12 protein-coding genes and 2 pseudogenes are annotated in these 14,183 nt (G+C 71.4%); 6 read left to right on the forward strand and 8 right to left on the reverse strand.

What is annotated here, in order from left to right:
• Positions 1-123: 123 nt before the first annotated feature.
• On the forward strand, positions 124-558 hold the full coding sequence (locus tag AAW13_RS39130) for a VOC family protein (RefSeq protein ID WP_046733182.1): 435 nt from the start codon (positions 124-126) through the stop codon (positions 556-558).
• An 83-nt stretch (positions 559-641) separates the two neighbouring features.
• On the opposite strand, the gene AAW13_RS39135 is transcribed toward AAW13_RS39130, so the two are convergent.
• Positions 642-899 carry a hypothetical protein gene (locus AAW13_RS39135; protein WP_046733175.1) on the reverse strand — a complete coding sequence of 86 codons (258 nt, stop codon included), beginning with the start codon at positions 897-899 and terminating at the stop codon, positions 642-644.
• A gap of 208 nt (positions 900-1,107) precedes the next feature.
• Here AAW13_RS39135 and AAW13_RS39140 point away from each other — a divergent pair.
• Positions 1,108-1,437: pseudogene (locus AAW13_RS39140) on the forward strand (PP2C family protein-serine/threonine phosphatase); the annotation flags it as partial.
• A gap of 198 nt (positions 1,438-1,635) precedes the next feature.
• Here the strand turns inward: AAW13_RS39140 and AAW13_RS39145 are convergent.
• From AAW13_RS39145 to AAW13_RS39155, 3 genes are all read right to left on the reverse strand, one after another.
• Positions 1,636-3,168: an MFS transporter gene (locus AAW13_RS39145; protein ID WP_046733177.1), complete on the reverse strand. Its 1,533-nt coding sequence runs from the start codon at positions 3,166-3,168 to the stop codon at positions 1,636-1,638.
• 305 nt (positions 3,169-3,473) lie between these two features.
• On the reverse strand, positions 3,474-3,944 hold the full coding sequence (locus tag AAW13_RS39150) for a carboxymuconolactone decarboxylase family protein (RefSeq protein WP_046732474.1): 471 nt from the start codon (positions 3,942-3,944) through the stop codon (positions 3,474-3,476).
• A gap of 84 nt (positions 3,945-4,028) precedes the next feature.
• The gene (locus AAW13_RS39155; RefSeq protein ID WP_046732473.1) at positions 4,029-4,772 is read right to left on the reverse strand and encodes an SDR family oxidoreductase; all 744 of its coding nucleotides are present in this window, start codon (positions 4,770-4,772) and stop codon (positions 4,029-4,031) included.
• Between the two features lie 603 nt (positions 4,773-5,375).
• On the opposite strand from AAW13_RS39155, the gene AAW13_RS39160 reads away from it, so the two are divergent.
• A complete protein-coding gene (locus AAW13_RS39160; protein WP_046732472.1) occupies positions 5,376-8,156 on the forward strand; it encodes a helix-turn-helix transcriptional regulator in 2,781 nt (926 codons plus the stop codon).
• Positions 8,157-8,518: 362 nt separating this feature from the next.
• Complete coding sequence (locus AAW13_RS39170; RefSeq protein ID WP_046732470.1) at positions 8,519-9,877, forward strand: NAD(P)/FAD-dependent oxidoreductase; 1,359 nt, start codon at positions 8,519-8,521, stop codon at positions 9,875-9,877.
• Here the strand turns inward: AAW13_RS39170 and AAW13_RS39175 are convergent.
• The 3 genes from AAW13_RS39175 to AAW13_RS39190 form a co-directional block, all read right to left on the reverse strand.
• Complete coding sequence (locus AAW13_RS39175; RefSeq protein WP_046732469.1) at positions 9,867-10,409, reverse strand: hypothetical protein; 543 nt, start codon at positions 10,407-10,409, stop codon at positions 9,867-9,869. The genes AAW13_RS39170 and AAW13_RS39175 overlap by 11 nt on opposite strands.
• Before the next feature lie 165 nt (positions 10,410-10,574).
• Positions 10,575-10,817, reverse strand: coding sequence for a hypothetical protein (locus AAW13_RS39180; protein WP_046732468.1), 243 nt, complete (start codon positions 10,815-10,817; stop codon positions 10,575-10,577).
• 333 nt (positions 10,818-11,150) lie between these two features.
• Positions 11,151-11,972 carry a class I SAM-dependent methyltransferase gene (locus AAW13_RS39190; protein WP_046732481.1) on the reverse strand — a complete coding sequence of 274 codons (822 nt, stop codon included), beginning with the start codon at positions 11,970-11,972 and terminating at the stop codon, positions 11,151-11,153.
• A 361-nt stretch (positions 11,973-12,333) separates the two neighbouring features.
• Between AAW13_RS39190 and AAW13_RS39195 the strand changes: the two genes are divergently transcribed.
• Positions 12,334-13,062: an SDR family oxidoreductase gene (locus AAW13_RS39195; RefSeq protein WP_046732467.1), complete on the forward strand. Its 729-nt coding sequence runs from the start codon at positions 12,334-12,336 to the stop codon at positions 13,060-13,062.
• Positions 13,063-13,344: 282 nt separating this feature from the next.
• Here the strand turns inward: AAW13_RS39195 and AAW13_RS39200 are convergent, their stop codons facing one another.
• Positions 13,345-13,755: a cupin domain-containing protein gene (locus AAW13_RS39200; protein ID WP_046732480.1), complete on the reverse strand. Its 411-nt coding sequence runs from the start codon at positions 13,753-13,755 to the stop codon at positions 13,345-13,347.
• A 47-nt stretch (positions 13,756-13,802) separates the two neighbouring features.
• On the opposite strand from AAW13_RS39200, the pseudogene AAW13_RS39205 reads away from it, so the two are divergent.
• A pseudogene (locus tag AAW13_RS39205) lies at positions 13,803-14,133 on the forward strand (pyruvate dehydrogenase (acetyl-transferring), homodimeric type); the annotation flags it as partial.
• Between the last annotated feature and the right edge of the window lie 50 nt (positions 14,134-14,183).

Consider the following 14,183-nt stretch of genomic DNA (forward strand, 5'->3'; position numbering starts at 1 on the left):
ATCTACCGGTACCGGGTGGAGATCGAGGAGGTGGCGGACGCCACGCGGGCCGACACCCGCGCTGTGGGCGAGGGCGCGTCGGCCGAGGCGGGCGAGCTGCCCACCGGCGAGAGCCCCGACGTCATGCAGCTCAAGCTGGCCGTCCTGGTACTGCCCGTCTCGGACGTCGACCGGGCGAAGTCGTTCTACGAGGCCGTCGGGTTCCGACTGGATGCCGACCATGCCGTCGACGCCTCCTATCGCGTGGTGCACATGACGCCCCCGGGATCGGCGTGCTCGATCCTGTTCGGGACCGGAGTCACCACGGCCGTCCCGGGCTCCGTGCGGGGCCTGCACCTCGTCGTCTCCGACATCGAGCGGGCCTGCCGGGAACTCGCCGCGAGAGGCGTGGTGACCGGCGGAATCTTCCACGACACGAGCGGTGTGTTCCACCGCAGCACCGATGAGAAGCGGGTCGGGGGACCCGACCCGCAGCGTCGTGACTACCACTCCTACGCCGAGTTCAGCGACCCGGACGGCAACGTATGGGTGCTTCAGGAGGTGCCGGCGCGGGGCTGAGAGGCTGGAGGTCCTCCTCGGATCCTGTCGGACACCGGTCCCCGAACTGACCGGACAGAGGGCGCGGCTGAGACGTCCTGGGTTCAGCAGGCTTCCAGGGCGAAGTCACCCAGGATGTGCTGTCGTATGCGCTGCACCTCGGCGCGATCGGGTTCCACGGGCACCAGGTCGCGGGCGTCCTGCTCGGAGGGGCTGTTGGCCCTGTGCACCGCGGCGCACAGGGCTTCGGCGCTGTCCGGCGCCTCGCCGACGACGTAGTACAGCCAGACGATCCGGGAGCCGTGCGACCGGCACGGCAGCCCGACCAACCAGGTGCGGGAGTCGCTGGGTGTGCTGAACATGAGGTCTCGTCTCCTTTCTCTGCCGGCGGCGACGGCGGCAGAAGCGGGTGTGGCTCCGCGAGGAGTTACGCCGAGTTCCGCCCTTTCTTCATTGACAGGACGGCGCCCTGGTTCGTGACAGCGAATCGCCTTGCTACACCTGTCCCCCCTCAACTGCCGTGGCGCGGCCCGTGGACGGGGATCTTGGTGTCACAGATACGCGACCGTGGTGTCCCTGCTCCTGGCGCCCCACCGCCGCACCCTGCGGACGGTCACCGCCGGCCATCCGGGCTTTCTGCACCGGCACAGGGGAGAGGTCCGTTGGGTGGAGCCGCCGTCAGGTCTCCCGCTGGGACTCTTCCCCGGGCAGGGAGACTGGCGTGAGAGCGAGATGGCGATGCCGGACGGGGACGGCATCGTGCTGTTCACCGACGGACTCTACGAAGGTCGCACGGCCGGCGGACGGCTCGGGGAGGAGGGCTTGCTGAGGCTGGCCGGTCGACACGCGCATCTGGAGGCGCAGACGTTCGTCGACGCCCTGGTAGGCGGCGTATCGCTGCTGGCCGCCCCGTTCGGTGGGCGTGGGCTGCGGGACGATGTGGCGGTGCTTCATCTGTCCTGCGACGGCGGGGGCGGGCATGACGTTCTGCCGACCCGCAGGGCCGGCCCGGCCTACGGACGATGCCGGTTCCCGCCGGGGAAGGGGCGGGAACCGGCTGGTGAAGGCACCCCGGCCGGGGAGATCTCGGCGTTTGACCTAGTCCAGAGCCCGGTGATGGGCGAAGCGCGACACCAGCGGCGGCTCCATCAGCCAGCCGTGCGCCCGGCCGTGCCGTGCGCCAGAGGCGTCGGTGGTTTCGCGCAGCAGGGCGAAGGCCATCGCCGCGCCGATGGCCAGCAGGCCCGCGCACAGGGGCATGGCCCGGTCGAACGCCGTGTCGAAGGAGTCGGGGGAGCGGTAGGCGTCCGGGCTCATGCCGACCAGCAGCGGCAGCGCGGCCACGGAGACCAGCCCGGCCGCGCGCGCTGCCGCGTTGTTGATCCCGCTGGCCAGGCCCGCGTCGGCGGCCTCGACCGAGCCCAGCAGAGTGACGCTCAGCGGAGCGACCATGATGACCATGCCCGTCCCCATCACCAGCAGGGCGGGCAGAACGTCGGCGAAGTAGGAGGCGTGCGCGCCCACCCGCGCCGTCATCAGCATCCCCGCCCCGCACACCACGGGGCCGACGGTGAGCGGGATGCGCGGTCCCAGGCGTTGGGCGAGCGTCCCGGAGCGGGCGGAGAACAGCAGCATCAGCACCGTGCTCGGCAACATGGCGGCGCCCGCCGCCAGTGCCGAGTAGCCGGCGACGATTTGCAGTTGCAGGGCGGTCAGGAAGAAGAACCCGCCCAGCCCGGCGTAGACGCACAGGGTGATCAGGTTGATGGCCGTGAACGGCCGCGACGAGAAGATCGACAGGGGCATCATCGGGTCGCCGCTGCGCCGCTCCACCAGCAGGAACGCACCCCCGGCCGCGATACTGCCCGCGGCCGCGGCAAGGGCGACGGGCCCGCCGGAACGGGCCTCGGTCAGCGCGTAGGTGGCCAGAGCGAGCGTCAGTGCGCCCAGCGCCGCACCGGCGAGGTCGAAGCCCCGCCGGGACCGGGTGTGGGTACCGGCCGGGACGGTGGGCTGCTGAGGCCTGCCGACGGACTCCGGGACATGGCGCAGTGCCAGGGGCACGCACAGCAGCGCCGGGGGGATCGTCAGCAGGAAGGTCCAGCGCCAGCCGGGGCCGTCGACGAGCCATCCGCCGAGAAACGGCCCGAGCGCCGCCCCGATCCCGCCGAACCCGGACCACAGCCCGATGGCGCGCGGCCGGTCGTCCGGGTGGAAGGAGGCTTCGATGATCGCCAGTGAGCCGGGGGTGAGCAGCGCTCCGCCGACGCCCTGGAGCGCGCGGGCGGCGATCAGCGTGGTCATGTCGGGAGCCAGTCCGCACAGCAGGGATGCCGCAGCGAACCAGATGATGCCCAGGACGAAGATCCGGCGTCGGCCGAAGCGGTCGCCCAGGGAGCCGCCCAGCAGGATGAGGCCCGCGAGGGTCAGCATGTAGGCGTTCACGGTCCACTGGAGTGCGGCGAGGTCGGCGTCGAAGTCGTCGCCGATGTGCGGCAGCGCGACGTTGGTGACGGTCGAGCCGAGCAGCACCACGCTGGAGCCGAGGACGGTGGCCAGAAGGGTCCATCGGCCACGGGCGCCGGCGATGCGCAGGAGGGCCGGGTCGCTCGGGGCGGGGGAGGGGTGCATGTCGTCTCCTTGGGACAGTGGGCCAGGAGGCGGCCGGTGCGTTCGTGCCGGGCAGCGGGTGCGGCGGGTCGGTCTTCTCGTCTACGCACGGGTGCGCTGGGTGGGGGTGGTGGGTGGCGCGTCGCGTATGCCCGGGGTGCGGTGGTCCGCGGGTGGGCCTTCGCGTGGGACCCGGGGTGCTGCGGTTCGCGGTCGCGGCGTGGCGTCGTGTGGACGCAGGGTGTCCGAGGGCCCGTCTCCCGCTCGGTGGGCCCGGGGCGAGCGGGAGACGGACGGTGGGCGTCCGGCGGGCCGGAGCGGGCGGGTCAGCCGAACATGCCCGGCTGGTAGCCGCCGGCGGGTTGCTGGTTGATGACGTTGATGCGGTTGTAGGCGTTGATGATCGCGATCAACGAGATCAGCGCGGCGAGCTGGTCCTCGTCGTAGTGCTTCGCGGCGTCGGCCCAGGCCTCGTCCGACACCCCGCCCGCCGCGTCGGCGATGCGGGTGCCCTGCTCGGTGACCTCCAGTGCCGCGCGCTCGGCGTCGGTGAAGACGGTGGCCTCGCGCCAGGCGGCGACCAGGTGCAGCCGCTGCTGGTCCTCACCCGCGGCTACGGCGTCCTTGGTGTGCATGTCGGTGCAGAACCCGCAGCCGTTGATCTGGCTGGCCCGGATCTTCACCAGTTCCTGGGTGGCGACGGGAAGCGCCGAGTGCACAGCGGCCCCGGCCGAGTTGAGGTGCTTCATGACCTTGCCCGCGAGAGCGTTGCCGAAGTAGTTGATGCGCGCGTCCATGCAGGGATCCTCAGAGTCGAGTGATGGGAGATGAACTGACGTGACGTTGCTGCGATTTCGGGGCCGTGGGCTCCGTGCTCGCCGTTACTGCTCGCTGCTCCAGTCGGCGAAGTGCGTCTCGCCGAGCTGTGCGTCGGGGCCGGGCAGCAGGTCGGACTCCTTGAGGGCGGCGCCCCAGTAGAGCCCCTTCGGGTCCGTCACGACCGTGCGGGGGTCGTTGTGGGCCGCGAGGCCCTCGCGGATGAAGTCCTCCAGGGTGAAGGCGTCGGGGCCGGCGACCTCGACGATTCCGTTCACCGGAGCGCCGACCGCCGTGCGGCCGACGGCCGCTGCCACGTCGCCCGAGAAGATGGGCTGGATCTTGATGGGGGCGACGGCCACCGTGTCACCGCTGGTCGCCGAGTCCGCGAGGGTCTTGGCGAACTCGAAGAACTGCGTGGCGTGGACGATCGAGTACGGCACTCCGGAGTCCCGGATCATGTCCTCCTGGACCTGCTTGGCCTGGAAGTAGCCGGACTGCTGGAGGCGGTCGGTGCCCACGACGGACAGAGCCACGTGGTGCGTGACGCCGGCGGCAGCCTCCGCGGCGAGCAGGTTGGTGGTGGAGGCGCGGAAGAACTCCATCACCGCGTCGTCGTCGAACGAGGGGGAGTTGGAGACGTCGACGACGACGGAGGCGCCCTTCAGGACGTCGGCCAGGCCTTCGCCGGTGACCGTATTGACTCCGGTGTTCGGGGAGGCTGCCACCGCCTCATGACCGTGTTCGTTGAGCTTGGAGACGACCTTGGAACCGATGAGTCCGGTTCCGCCGATCACTACGACCTTCATGGACTTTCCCTTCACTGATCTGGCACGGTGCCCGGTGGGTCTGCGACGACCCGTCCAAGGCACCGGCCGCGATGGTTCGTACCCTCCTGACCAGGCGGCCCCGGCATGTGTGACAGGACGGCGCACAAAGATTTCGCGTCGGCTCTCGATCGGCTTTCACACGGCGGGTCCGACACCGCCGGAGGGCGCGGCGCCAGGGCGGTCGAACCGGTGGTGGCAGTCCTGGGGCCCGAGCCGCTCGCGAGCACACTGGGGATCGCCCGGGCGGCGAGCGCGGCGGATCGACCGCGACACCGGCCTCGGGGGCTTCGATGGCCGCTCGAAGGCCTGTCGCACCGCTTGCCACCACGAGGACGGAGGCGGCCGGCTGGTGTCCGAGCGAAGACCTGGGTCCTCCTGCGACGGCGAACGGACAGATCATCGGTTGGGAGCGACCGGACAGGCCCCCGATTTGTGACAACCTCAGCGTGTTTCCGGGCGTGGAAGTAGTCACATCGTCTGTCCGCGCGGCGGGGAAGGGGCCGTGGGTATCGTGACAAGGATTCTTCCGAACCCCGCTGTGGGAGCTCTGTTCCCCCGGATCCCGCCGAGGAGCCGAGTCGCATGATCGCCAGCCCGCTTCCCGCTCTGGTCGGCCGGCAGCGTGAGTGCACGGCGCTCGACAACCTGCTGGCCGGCCTCCGGAACGGCGGTTCCCGTGTCGTGGTCGTCCGGGGCGAGGCGGGCATCGGCAAGTCGGTGCTGCTGGAGTACGTGGCTGCGCAGGCGTCCCGGGTGAAGGTGACCTGGGCCCGCGGTGTCGAGGCCGACATGGAGCTCCCCTATGCGAGCCTGCACCAGGTCTGCGCGCCGTTCCTGGACGGCGTCGAAGAACTGCCGCAACCCCAACGCGACGCTTTGCGCGTGGCGTTCGGGACGGCGGTCGGCGATCCGCCCGACCGTTTCCTGGTCGGCCTCGCCGTACTGACCCTGCTCACCCGCGCCTCGGAGGCGCGGCCGGTGCTGGTGCTGGTCGACGACGCCCAGTGGCTGGATCAAGTGTCCTTGCAGACACTTGAGTTCGTGGCCCGTCGACTGCTCGCCGAGCCGGTCGCCATGGTGTTCGCGGTCCGCGACCCCGAGGGGCAGTCCGCGCTCGCGGGCCTGCCGGCGCTGCAACTCAGGGGACTTGACGCCGCTTCGGCCGGGGAGCTCCTGGAGGAGGCTGTGGGGGGTCGCTTGGAGGAGCGGGTCCGGGACCGGTTCGTGGCCGAGACGCACGGCAACCCGCTGGCGCTGCTGGAGTTCTCGCGTGGCCGCAGCGCCGCCGAACTGGCCTACGGCGTCGACGCGTCGAGTGCCCCGGTCGTCCAAGGGCCGGTGGCCAGCCGCGTCGAGCGTGATTTCGCCGGGCGGCTCGGTGCGCTGCCGGCCGCGACCCGCACCCTGCTGCTGATCGCTGCCGCGGAACCGGTCGGCGACGTACGCCTCTTGATCCGCGCGGCCGCTTCCCTCGGCATCACTCCGGACACCGCACCGGCCAGGGCAGCCGGCCTGATCGAGTTCGGCGAGCCCGTACGGTTCCGGCACCCGCTGGTCCGTTCGGCGGTCTACCACGGAGCCGAGCCGGAGGACCGACGTGCGGTGCACCGCGCCCTGGCCGAGGCCACGGACCCCCTCCGGGACCCCGACCGGCGCGCCTGGCACGCCGCGCAGGCGGCCGACGGGCCGGACGAGGAGGTCGCCGCGGGACTGGAGCAGGCCGCCGACCGCGCCCGGCAGCGCGGTGGCATCGCGGCCGAGGCGGTTCTGCTGGAACGCGCGGTGGAGGTGACGCCCGACCCCTGGCCGCGAGGGCGCCGGGCCCTTGCGGCGGCCGAGGCGCACTTCTCGGCCGCCGCGCCCGAACGGGCCACGGAACTGGCCGCGGTGGCCGACCTGTATCCCCTCAGCGTCCTGGACCGGGCCCGCCTGGCACGTCTGCGGGCCAGAATCCTGTTCGCCCGCAGGCGCAGCGACGAGGCGGCACCACTGCTCCTGGACGCGGCCGCACAGTTCACCGCGGCCGGATCTCCCCTGGCGCGGGAGACGTACCTGGAGGCGATCAGCGCGACCATCTTCGCCGGCCGGGTCCACGGTCCGGCCGGCGCCCGCGCCGCGGCGATCGCGGCCCGCGCGTCCGGGGCGCCCTCCTCGGGCTCCAAGGCCGCGGACGCTCTCCTGGACGGTGTGGCGGCCCTGCTCGCGGACGGCTCCGAGACGGCCGTCCCGGCCCTGCACGAGGCACTCGACCTGCTCGAACACGAAGAGCTCCGCACGCGGGAGGCGACCGTACGGTGGCTGCTGCTGGCCCCGGTAGCGCTTGAGTCGTTCATCCACTGGGCCTGGGACCTCCATGCCTGGGACACTCTCGCGACTCGCGCGGTGCGTCTGGCCCGCGACATCGGAGCACTCGGCAGCCTGCCGCCGGCTCTGATCTACGCGGGCGGGGTGCACATCCACTACGGCGACTTCGCCGAGGCCGACCGGATGATCGACGAGGCCGACGCGATCGCCACCGCGACCGGCCACGCCCCGCACAAATACGCCGCACTCGTCCTGGCCGCGTGGCGGGGTGAGGCGGATGTCGCCGCCGGGATCATCGAAGAAGCCAGAGAGCGTGCCGTGCAGCGGGGCGAAGTATCCCTGCTCGGTGCCATGGGGTACATCCAGGGCGTGCTCTTCAACGGACTGGCCCGCTACGAAGAGGCGATCGAGGCCGCCCGCACCGGTATCGAGCACGACGGGTTCAACTTCACCGGTCTGTCGCTGGTCGAGCATGTGGAGGCCGCGACGCGTTGCGGTGAACTCGACCAGGCCCGCGCCTCGTTGGCCCGCCTTGCCGAACTCACCCGCGCCGCCGACTCCGGATGGGCGCGCGGTGCGAGCGCACGCAGTGAGGCGCTGCTTGCCGAGGGTGAGGCGGCCGACCGCCTGTACCGCACGGCGATCGAGGAATTCGGCCGCGGCGGGGTTGTCGTGGAGGTGGCACGCACCCATCTGCTGTACGGCGAGTGGCTGCGGCGCGCACAGCGCCGCGCGCAGGCCCGCGAGCATCTCCGAACGGCCCACGACATGTTCGACGCGATGCCGGCTCACGCGTTCGCCGAACGGGCCCGCCGTGAGCTGATCGCCACCGGCGAGCAGGTGACCGCGCGGGAGACCACACCGGCGAACGCTCTCACCCCGCAGGAGTCGCAGGTCGCAGCCCTCGCCGCCGACGGCATGACGAACGCGCGGATCGGCGCGGAGCTGTTCATCAGCCCCCATACCGTGGAATGGCACCTGCGGAAGGTCTACGTGAAGCTCGGCATCAACTCCCGCCGAGCCCTGCCGGAGGTCCTCGACAGCGCACGGGCAGGGTGAGTCGGAACCGACAGCCATCACGAACCCGCGGGGACCGGGCACCTGTGGGTGATCGCATACGGTGCCCAGACCTGGTGCACCCGGTCCAGCCGCACCAGGTCGGTCAGTGCCTCGCGCAGGCGAGGAACGAGGTCGGCCTCGCCCCACCTCATGGCACGGCAGCGGGCCGTGGACCGCTCGCGGGCCAAGATCCGAACCCTGGTCGAACCCGCCGTCGACACACTCAGGACGTGGTGGCCGCTGCGCAAACTCCGGTGCGCGCACGGGCCGCGGGTAGCCCTGGCACATGATCCGGACACTGTGTCACACCGAGTGCCGACGACCGGTCTAAAGGGTCAGGACCGAGAGGAACAGAGGACACCGTGCGTGAGATCTTGATCGTGGGCGGCGGATACGCGGGCTTCTACACCGCGTGGGGCCTGGAGAAGAGGCTGCGGCCGGACGAGGCGCGCGTCACCGTCGTCGACCCCCGCCCGTACATGACGTACCAGCCCTTCCTGCCCGAGGTCGTGGCCGGTTCTGTGGAGGCCCGGCACGCGGCGGTCTCGCTCCGCCGTCACCTGCACCACACGCGTCTGGTGGCGGGCTCGGTGACGGAGATCCGCCACAGCGCGCGCACGGTCACGGTCCGCCCGGAGTCCGGGCCGTCCCTCGACCTGCACTACGACGTGCTGGTGGTGACGGCCGGGGCGGTCACCCGGACCTTCCCGATCCCGGGGCTGAGCGATCAGGCGTACGGACTCAAACACGTCGAGGAGGCGGTGGCGATCCGCGACCGTCTCCTCACCTCGTTCGACCGCGCGGCCGGTCTGCCGCGTGGGCCCGAACGCAGCGGACTGCTCACCGTCACCGTCGTCGGTGGCGGATTCTCCGGCGTGGAGGGATTCGGTGAACTGCTGGCCCTGGCGACCGCGTTGCTCAAGCAGTACCCGGAGATCGGCGCGGACGAACCGGCCTTCCACCTGGTCGAGGCACGGGACCGCATCCTGCCCGAGGTCACGGACCGGCCGGGCGCCTGGGTGGTGCGTTCACTGGAGAGACGGGGGGCGCGGGTGCACCTGAACACCCAGCTGGTCTCCGCCGAGGACGGCCGGGTGCGGCTGTCGGACGGCACCGAGTACGACTCGGACCTGCTGGTGTGGACGGCCGGCAACGCCGCCAACCCGATCGTGCACAACCACAGCGACCTGCCCGTCGACGAGCGGGGCCTGCTCACCGTACGGGCGGATCTGCGGGTCACCACGGACACCGAGGTGGTACCGGACGTCTGGGCGGCGGGGGACGACGCGGCGGTGCCCGATCTCGCGGCCGGGAGGCCGGGCGCGCACACCGTGCCCAACGCCCAGCACGCCGTCCGCCAGGGGAAGCTGCTGGCGAAGAACATCCTGGCGTCGATGCGCGGCCGTCGGACCAAGGACTACGTGCACCGCAGTCTCGGTGTGGTGGCCACACTCGGGCTCGGCCGCGGCATCTTCCAGTACCGGGGCCTGGTCATCAAGGGGTTCCCGGCCTGGCTGATGCACCGTGGCTACCACGTTCTGGCCATACCGAGCTGGGAACGCAAGACGCGTGTGTTCGCCGTGTGGGTGACGGCCCTTCTCTACGGCCGTGACATCGTGTCGCTGGCGTCGGTGCAGCACCCGAGGGAGGCATTCGTCTCCCGTGGCGAACTGCGCCGGGGAAAGGAGCCCGCACAGCCCGGAGGCCGGCTCACCGCGTGACGGCGCGGTACAGTCCGCGGCCGGCGCGCTGGACGCGTGAGGCGCCGACGAGACGGTCGAGCGTGCTGCGGACGGCGTTGATGCTCCCGCTGTCGGTGTCGCGTCCCAGCGCCGACGCGACATCGCGGGCGCGGACCTCGGTGTCCCCGGCCTGCGCGAAGTACGCCAGGATCTGCTCCGTGAGCTTGCCGTACGTCGTGCCGCCGTCGCCCGCCTCGTCGCTCCGGCCTGCCGTGGCCGAGGGCACTGCGGCGGCTTCGGCGGTCGCCGCGGCGCGCGCGGCCTCCGGCTTCGCCGGCGACGGGACGCTCACGGGGGCGGGGTCCCGCGGGGATGGGGCGGCCGCCGGGCCGGTGCCGGGCATGAGTGCCTGAAGGGCGTCGAGCGCCCGCCGCACGGAACCGAGATGAGCGGTGACCGCGGCCAGTTCCCTCTCCAGCGCCTGCTTCTGGATCTCCAGCCGGGCCAGGTCCTCCTGGAGACTCTCGGCGGTGCTCTCGATGGCGCGAGCCGTCTGGGTCACGGAGCCCATGGGTTCCTCTCGTCCTCAACCCTGTGTCCTGGCGGGACCGCTCGATGTCCCGGGCCGCCACCCGGCTCGGCACCGGGGGATGCTGGCGAACATCATATGCAGCGGCCCCGTCGGCCGAGAACAGCGTGGGCGGCCCCCCCGCAGAACACACCGTTGACCGGGCCGTCAGGGACGGCGAGCCGGGGACGCAGCGAGCCCCGTGGCGCTCCCTTCGTCAGCCGCCGGCGCCTCGTGGTCGCCGGCGGCGGGCAGCCGTCTGATCTTCTCGGACACCGCGCGGATCCGGGCGTCCACCTCGTCGATCGCCTCCCGGAGCACCCCCAGCCGTCCCTCGATGACGGCGGCCTCCGCGGCGAGCAGGACGGTGACGGTGGCTGGGTCGGCCCGGCGGCCGGCGTCTCGCGTCATCCTCGTGTCCCTCCTCGGCCCGCGTCGGAAGTCCGGTGGACGGGCTCCGGGGGACCGGGGGTCGCCCGGGCGCGACTGATGAATGTCCCTGCCATGCTCCTCCTTCGTCGCCGCGGGGCCCGGGACCGGACCGCCACGAGCCGTCGGTACCCGCATTGACCGGGTAGTGGAGGAAGCTGTGACAGCCGCCGTGCGGCCGCCGCGTCACGGCAGTTCACGACCCGGGGACGGCGCGTCCTGGACCAGGGGGTGCCGTGCGGCGGGACGTACAGGACGTACGGGACTTCCAGGACGACGTCCGTGGCTCCCCGGCCCTCGCCGATGTGCACGTGGTCAGCGCCCGACGGCTCCGGTCCCTCGTGACCGTGCGCGCACAGTTCCGTCGCGGCCCTGCCGGCGGCCGCGCAGCGTCACGGCCAGCAGCTCCGACTCCTCGTATCCCGGGAGCGGGGCGAACCCGTGCGCTGCCAGCTCACCGGTCAGCCGCGCGCGCGTCGCGGGCCACATCCAGAACGTCTCGGTGTGTTCCCGCAGCACGTCCTCGGCGTTCCTGACCCAGTAGTCGGCGCGGGTCCGGATGCGGTAGCCGGCGGCCGACATCGTCATGCGTCCGCCGTAGACGTGCTCGCCGACCCGTTTGTCCGCGAGCAGGCGTACGACGGGGCGGGCCGGCAGCCGGGCCGGCGGCAGCTGCACGAACAGCGAGCCGCCGGGGGTGAGGGCCCTGCCGAGTGCGGGCCACAACTTCTCGCGTACGCCCGGTGGCAGGCAGCCCACCATGTTGTGACAGACGGCCACGTCCGCGACCGCGTACAGCGCGGTCTCGTCCAGGGGATGCGGGTGCACGGTGACCCGGCCCCGCTGCTCGGAGGGCAGGGCGGCGAGCCGGGTCAGCAGCGACGTGCGCATGGCCCGGGCCGGTTCGACGGCGTGCACGTCGGCCCAGGAGCCGGCGAGGGCCAGTATCGTCACCCGCCCGGTACCGGCCCCGACGTCCAGCACGCCGGTGCGGGCGTCGGCGATCTGGCGCGCGTAGAGCCGGCGGACCCGGGCTTCGTCCGCGTCGGCCTGCAAGATGTCGTAGAACTCCGCGGTGACCGCATAGGAGTCGGAGTCCTGTCGGAGGCCCGACGGTCCGCTGAGGATAGTGTGCATGCCCGACATGACAACGTCTGGGCAGAGTGTGTGACAGCGAGAACAGGCGACCGCGCGGAGCGCTGTCACAGAAGCACACGTTGCGCAGTCAACGGATCGGCCCCCTGGCCTCGACTACGCCCGCTAGGACGGCCGTTCGGCGTTTCCCACGGACCCGGCGGAGGTCGAGTTCTACGTGCCCCCGCTGGCCAAGGACATCTGCGTCATCGCCCGAAGGGTTCGTGTGCCCGCCCGCCCGTGCCCTGGAGCGCACGTACCCGGCCCCGGGCATCGACAGGACGTGACCAGGTCAAACCGACAATGCCCCGATATCGTGGCTAATGCATCACTTCGGATGCACTGTCGGTGGAAGGGGCAGGCCATGAAGTTCGCAGTCATCGGCGGCACCGGGCTGATCGGATCGCAGGTCGTCGAGAACCTGAACGCCGTCGGGCACGAGGCGGTACCGCACTCGAAGTCCACCGGTGTCGACGTCATCAGCGGCCAGGGGGTGGACGAGGCGGTGGCGGGTGCCGACGTCGTCGTCAACCTGACGAACTCCCCGACCTTCGACGAGGCCTCCCCGGCCTTCTTCCGGACCTCGATGGACAACCTCGTGGCCGCGGCCCGCAGGGGCGGCGTCGGCCACTTCGTCATCCTCTCCATCGTCGGCGTGGACCAGGTGCCGGAGCTGGACTACTACCAGGCCAAGACGCTCCAGGAGCACATCCTCGCGGAGGCGTCGATCCCCTACTCGATCGTGCGGGCGACACAGTTCATGGAGTTCATGGACGCCACCATGTCGTGGACCTCCGACGCCGAGACCGTCCGGCTGCCCGCGACCCCCATCCAGCCGATCGCCGCCAAGGACGTGGCCGCCGCGGTGGCGGAGGTCGCCGCGGGCGCCCCGCTCAACGGCATCCGCAACATCGCCGGCCCCGACGTCTTCACCCTGGACGAACTGGGCCGGATCACCCTGACCCACCAGGGCGACAACCGCACCGTCGTCACCGACCCCACCGCCGGCATGTTCGCCGTCGTCAAGGGCGACGTCCTCACCGACAAGGACGCGCACCTCGCCCCCACCCACTACGCCGACTGGCTCCCCTGACAGGTTCGCGCCCGGGCTGCGGCCGGGCCTCGGACGCTGCCGCCCCCGACGTCAGCCGCGACCTGCGTGGTCCGGGTGCTGGCGGCGGTCAGGAGCGCATGAGCAGCATGATGACCGTCCGAGGCTCCGTGACCAGAGGGCATGCCGCAGTGAACGGGCGGCCGCGCCCACGAACAGCGCTGTCAGAGCGCAGTACGCGACAGCAGTGGCGCTCACGCCTTACCGCGTCCTCCCGCGGAGGCACGGGCTCCTTTCGGGACCGGCCTGCGCGCGGGTGGCAGGTCAGCCGGTGGGCCGCGGGGCGCGCAGGTGGGCCCGCTTCTCCAGTTCCTCGTCGTCGACGAGCGTGAGCATCGGCTGGCCCGGCGCGCACATCATGAACACGATGTACTTGGCCGGGGCGTCCGACGAGGCGTTGCCGTTCTGATAGTGGATCACTTCCCCGCCCGGCTCCCAGAACGTCTCACCGGCCTTGATCACGTGCTCCGGCTCACCCTCGAGCTCCCACCGGACGGCTCCCTCGAGTACGTAGCCGAAACACGGCCCCGAGTGGCGGTGCGGGGGAGTGCCGGGGTCACCGGGAGGCCACTCGACAAGCACAGTCATTCCCGAAGCTCCCTCGGGAATGAAAGGCGGCTTGATGTCTGCCAGCATCTTGGGCCCGAAGCCGTCTTCCGAGTGCGTTTCGCGCATGAGTGCTACACCTCCGTAGACCTGCCCGGAACGTTCCATCTCGCGTCTATTCCATGTTCGGTTTCCAGCGAACCGGTGGCCAGTTCTGGGCTCTGGGGGACCAGATGGGGCGCGGGTTCGTCATCGGGGCGACAGCCGGCCGTACGACGATGACGGCGAGGGGTTGCAGCACGCGGACGGGCACTCCCACCTGCTGGCATCCGACAATCCAGCCGCTGTGAGCTACGGTCCCGCCTTCGCGTACGAGATCGCCGTGATCGTCAGGGAAGGGCCGCGGCGGATGTAAGGGGACCAGCCCGACACCGTCTTCTGTTACCTGACGGCCTACAACGAACCAAGCACCAGCCAGTGATGCCCACCGGTCCGGCGGTCGAGGAACGGGCGGCTTCGGACTGTCGGACATACGTGGCACCGTGCACCGCTGTTCC

It is taken from the genome of Streptomyces humi, from assembly GCF_001005085.2.
GTDB lineage: Bacteria > Actinomycetota > Actinomycetes > Streptomycetales > Streptomycetaceae > Streptomyces > Streptomyces humi.

Excerpts from the sequence above, each read along its gene's own strand:
- AAW13_RS39195 (WP_046732467.1), top strand. The coding sequence starts at position 12,334 with ATGAAGTTCGCAGTCATCGGCGGCACCGGGCTGATCGGATCGCAGGTC.
- AAW13_RS39180 (WP_046732468.1), bottom strand. The coding sequence starts at position 10,817 with ATGACGCGAGACGCCGGCCGCCGGGCCGACCCAGCCACCGTCACCGTC.
- AAW13_RS39145 (WP_046733177.1), bottom strand. The coding sequence starts at position 3,168 with ATGCACCCCTCCCCCGCCCCGAGCGACCCGGCCCTCCTGCGCATCGCC.
- AAW13_RS39150 (WP_046732474.1), bottom strand. The coding sequence starts at position 3,944 with ATGGACGCGCGCATCAACTACTTCGGCAACGCTCTCGCGGGCAAGGTC.
- AAW13_RS39200 (WP_046732480.1), bottom strand. The coding sequence starts at position 13,755 with ATGCGCGAAACGCACTCGGAAGACGGCTTCGGGCCCAAGATGCTGGCA.
- AAW13_RS39155 (WP_046732473.1), bottom strand. The coding sequence starts at position 4,772 with ATGAAGGTCGTAGTGATCGGCGGAACCGGACTCATCGGTTCCAAGGTC.
- AAW13_RS39160 (WP_046732472.1), top strand. The coding sequence starts at position 5,376 with ATGATCGCCAGCCCGCTTCCCGCTCTGGTCGGCCGGCAGCGTGAGTGC.
- AAW13_RS39130 (WP_046733182.1), top strand. The coding sequence starts at position 124 with ATGCAGCTCAAGCTGGCCGTCCTGGTACTGCCCGTCTCGGACGTCGAC.
- AAW13_RS39190 (WP_046732481.1), bottom strand. The coding sequence starts at position 11,972 with ATGCACACTATCCTCAGCGGACCGTCGGGCCTCCGACAGGACTCCGAC.
- AAW13_RS39135 (WP_046733175.1), bottom strand. The coding sequence starts at position 899 with ATGTTCAGCACACCCAGCGACTCCCGCACCTGGTTGGTCGGGCTGCCG.
- AAW13_RS39175 (WP_046732469.1), bottom strand. The coding sequence starts at position 10,409 with ATGGGCTCCGTGACCCAGACGGCTCGCGCCATCGAGAGCACCGCCGAG.